Below are 3,192 nucleotides of genomic sequence, written 5' to 3'. Positions count from 1 at the left end.
GGACCGGCGCGTGCCCCACCTGCCACCGCGACCTACCCGCCGCAGCACGGCCAGAACACCACCCACCAGAACCAACCTAACGAAGTACTACTAGATGAGTAGTTCCAAAGTGCGGCGCTATTGAGGGTGAGCTGCGCGGAGTGGACCGCCTCTTACCTCACGGAGCGGCTGAGCCAGAGGCACTGCGCCCCTCAGAGGGGCTGGAATGCTGCATGCCGTCCATCTCCGAGACCCTAATCAAAGGAACAAGTGCAACATATAAGATATATCCCATAATACCACCAAAGGTGTTTAGGATGATATCGTCAACATCGAAAATCTTGTAGGTGTAGCCAATCGCCTGGGATATGACAAGTTGTGCCATCTCTACGAGCAGCGATACGCCAAAAGCGATGAACGCCAAGCGGTGAACGCCCTTAACATTCCAGATCACGGGGACCAAGTAGCCGAGTGGTAGCAAAAGCAGGATGTTACCAATGATTTGCCTGATCAGCACCGCCCAGCTTTCACGCTCCGCCATGCTGATCAGCCCCTTGACAGGGATCAGGTTATTATCAGGAGAATCACTTAATCGGAGATCGCGAAGGAGCGCCGACTGAACTGGCAGCGGAAACAACGTAACGTTTAGCAGCAGGAGAGCGTACACCGCCAGGGCGATGCCTGAAAGCAAACGAAGTTTCGACGGGCGCGCCTTCTTAACCCAAATCAATAAAAAAATGGCCACCATGGGAAGCGCGACAACAAGAATAGTCCCTCCGAGCACCCTTCACACCTCGCACAGATAGGTCAAACCATGACGATTTGATGGACAAACCATATGCTGGCCGCCCCTCTAGTGGCGCATGACAAAACGTCGGACTGGTGGGGCGGATCCGAAAACGCAGGCATCGACTCCTCCCCACCAATAACGAGTACCGACTCCGCTAATTGGCGGACATCACGACGTTACTACTTGTCAGCCAGACGCCGTCAAATGTCTTCTTGTAGTGGAAACGGTAGTCGCCGGCACCTACTCCTGTCCAGTTCTTGTTGACCGATCCACCGTAGCTGAAGGTCTGCCTACCGATGTAGTCGTCCACGACGGGATTGACCCTGTAGAGCTCCACATAGGGGTTAGCGACACCGTTCTGAGATCCGTTGGCCGAGCTACTGAAGGTAATCCTGACGTTCGACCCGTTGTAGTAGCGGGTCGGGCCGTTCAATGAGGTATCGAAGCTGAAGGTCGATGAGTACGAGTTGCACGTGCCAGAGCAGGACGCGTATGCGACCGCAGGTATCGCAAGAGTGGTTGCCGAAACCACAAGTACCGCAGCGACTTTCGCCAACTTCACGATTTTCCTCCCATTTGCCGTTTCCATGACACTAACATAATAACTTTACGCAAGTTGACATATTGCGCAATGTGACTTGTTTCACGCGTTTACCGGATTAACGGCAAGGGAAGTAGGCTCCAAAGTCGGACCGAAACCCTTTTTTCGGATAGATGATATTCCGCACGTCACGATGCCAATAACTCGGTAAGGTAAAAACAGAAAACCATCTCTCCTAGAATTAGGGAAAGCACTTAATGCCACACTCTTTGTTGCGGCGTGATCTCTCGCTGTATCAGTGACGGAAGGTGTGCTAGTGGTACGACTGAAATCGTGGGATGCCGGCGAGTACTTATGGACTGTTATCCAACCGCTGTTGCCCAGGCAGCAGCGTCGGACCCGCCATTCGGAGCGAGAGCGGCCGAATGACCACCCCGGCTTGGAGGGCATCTTGTTCGTCCTGCACACGGGCGTGCCTGCGAGCATCTACCAAAAGAGTTGGAGTTACGGCTCGCGTATGACCTGCCGGCGGCGGCCAGCCGAGTGGAGACGTCCAGCTCGGTCGATGGGCTGATGCCACAGGATGGCGCCAGCGGTACTACTGAGGATAAAAGCGTGATGTCGTCATGGTGGGGCGGGGACGAGTCCGGTTCCGATAAGGCAGCCGTCGAGGATGTCGTGGCGGTATTGGAGTCGCCGTAAGCTTTGGCGGATTACGGTAATCAGGTCGTGGGGGTCGGTGAAGGCACGGTTGGCCTGGGTGGTGCGTCGCAGTACCGACCAGACGCCTTCCACGGGGTTGAGGTCGGGGGCGTAGGTGGGGAGTTGGTAGACGGTGAGCCAGTCCCGCTCGGCGATGTAGCCGCGCATCCCTGCGGTCAGGTGGGTGTTGAGGTTGTCCCGGATGAGCACGATCGGGCCGCCGAGTTGATGGTGAGCGGCCTGGATCAGGTCGCGGTAATCGGTCCAGGCGAAGCTCTTTCGCCCGTCGGGGCGGGCGTCGGGACAGGGCCGGTAGATCAGGCGGGATGGCTGTCCGGGTTTGTAGCAGGCCAAGGCGGCCACCGATAATCGGCGCCGGGAGCGGCCGCGTACTCGCACGATCGGGGTGGTCCCGCGCCGGGACCAGGTCCTGGTGATCGGCGGCGTCATCGAGAACCCGGCCTCGTCTTCGAAGACGATCCATGCCCCGAGCGTCGCCGCGGTTCTTCCACCTGTGGCCAGGTCTCTTTCACCCGGTTGGCCACCGCCGCCTCATCGCGCTCGACAGCCCGGCGTGCCGGCACCTGACATGACCAGCCGTGCCGCTTGAGCAACGCGGCCACCCCTTGGATGGTGTAACTCTTGTGGAACCGTCGGCCGATCAACGTCTTGATCCGCTGCAGGGTCCAGGTCTGGTCCGGCCGGCCGTGCGCCACCGGCCCTTTGTTCAGCTTGGTCTCCAAGACGGTGAACAGCTCATCGCTCAGTAGCGGTAGCGAGGCCGGGCCGGTGGAGACCAGCGCCCGCTCACCGCCTCGTGACCAGGCTTTACGCCACCGCTGCACCGAACGCACACTCACCCGCAGATCACGGGCGATGACCGTGTTGTCCTGCTCGGCAACGAATCGCGCGGCCGCCTGAAACCGCAACCGTTCACGGAAGGCCCGCCGCTCAGCGGTCAGCCCGCCACCCTGCGCGTATCGCATGACGATGGCATACCTCAGGGATCACGATCCGTCACCTCTCCGCGACACCACACTTTTAAGGTCAGTAAGACGATGACTCATTTGGTCAATCGGCGGTAGCAGATGAGGGCTGCGGCGCTGGTGACGAAAGACGCGAAGTGGTCTGCTCGGCGTTCGTAGCGGCGGTGCAGGCGGCGGCAGCCGGACAGCCGGGA

Annotated in this window: 5 protein-coding genes and 1 pseudogene; 1 reads left to right on the top strand and 5 read right to left on the bottom strand. The window is 59.0% G+C overall.

All coding sequences use genetic code 11. The features are described from left to right. Positions 1 to 157: 157 nt before the first annotated feature. Both ABZ194_RS30155 and ABZ194_RS30150 read right to left on the bottom strand, forming a co-directional pair. Complete coding sequence (locus ABZ194_RS30155; protein WP_355600413.1) at positions 158 to 763, bottom strand: VanZ family protein; 606 nt, start codon at positions 761 to 763, stop codon at positions 158 to 160. A 160-nt stretch (positions 764 to 923) separates the two neighbouring features. Beyond that, on the bottom strand, positions 924 to 1,358 hold the full coding sequence (locus ABZ194_RS30150; protein WP_355600412.1) for a hypothetical protein: 435 nt from the start codon (positions 1,356 to 1,358) through the stop codon (positions 924 to 926). A 250-nt stretch (positions 1,359 to 1,608) separates the two neighbouring features. Here ABZ194_RS30150 and ABZ194_RS30145 point away from each other — a divergent pair, with 250 nt between their 5' ends. Next, positions 1,609 to 1,884, top strand: coding sequence for a transposase (locus ABZ194_RS30145; RefSeq protein WP_355600411.1), 276 nt, complete (start codon positions 1,609 to 1,611; stop codon positions 1,882 to 1,884). 50 nt (positions 1,885 to 1,934) lie between these two features. Here ABZ194_RS30145 and ABZ194_RS30140 read toward each other — a convergent pair whose 3' ends face one another. From ABZ194_RS30140 to ABZ194_RS30130, 3 genes and pseudogenes are all read right to left on the bottom strand, one after another. After that, on the bottom strand, positions 1,935 to 2,462 hold the full coding sequence (locus ABZ194_RS30140) for a transposase (protein WP_355600410.1): 528 nt from the start codon (positions 2,460 to 2,462) through the stop codon (positions 1,935 to 1,937). Beyond that, positions 2,459 to 2,998 carry a winged helix-turn-helix domain-containing protein gene (locus ABZ194_RS30135; RefSeq protein ID WP_355600409.1) on the bottom strand — a complete coding sequence of 180 codons (540 nt, stop codon included), beginning with the start codon at positions 2,996 to 2,998 and terminating at the stop codon, positions 2,459 to 2,461. Before ABZ194_RS30135 ends, ABZ194_RS30140 begins: the two co-directional genes overlap by 4 nt. A gap of 77 nt (positions 2,999 to 3,075) precedes the next feature. Next, positions 3,076 to 3,192: pseudogene (locus ABZ194_RS30130) on the bottom strand (IS5/IS1182 family transposase); the annotation flags it as partial.

The sequence above is a fragment of the Streptosporangium sp. NPDC006007 genome (assembly GCF_040614315.1).
Taxonomy (GTDB): Bacteria; Actinomycetota; Actinomycetes; order Streptosporangiales; family Streptosporangiaceae; genus Streptosporangium.
The sequence above is the reverse complement of the archived record's forward strand: the minus strand, read 5'-3'. Positions and strand labels throughout refer to the sequence as shown.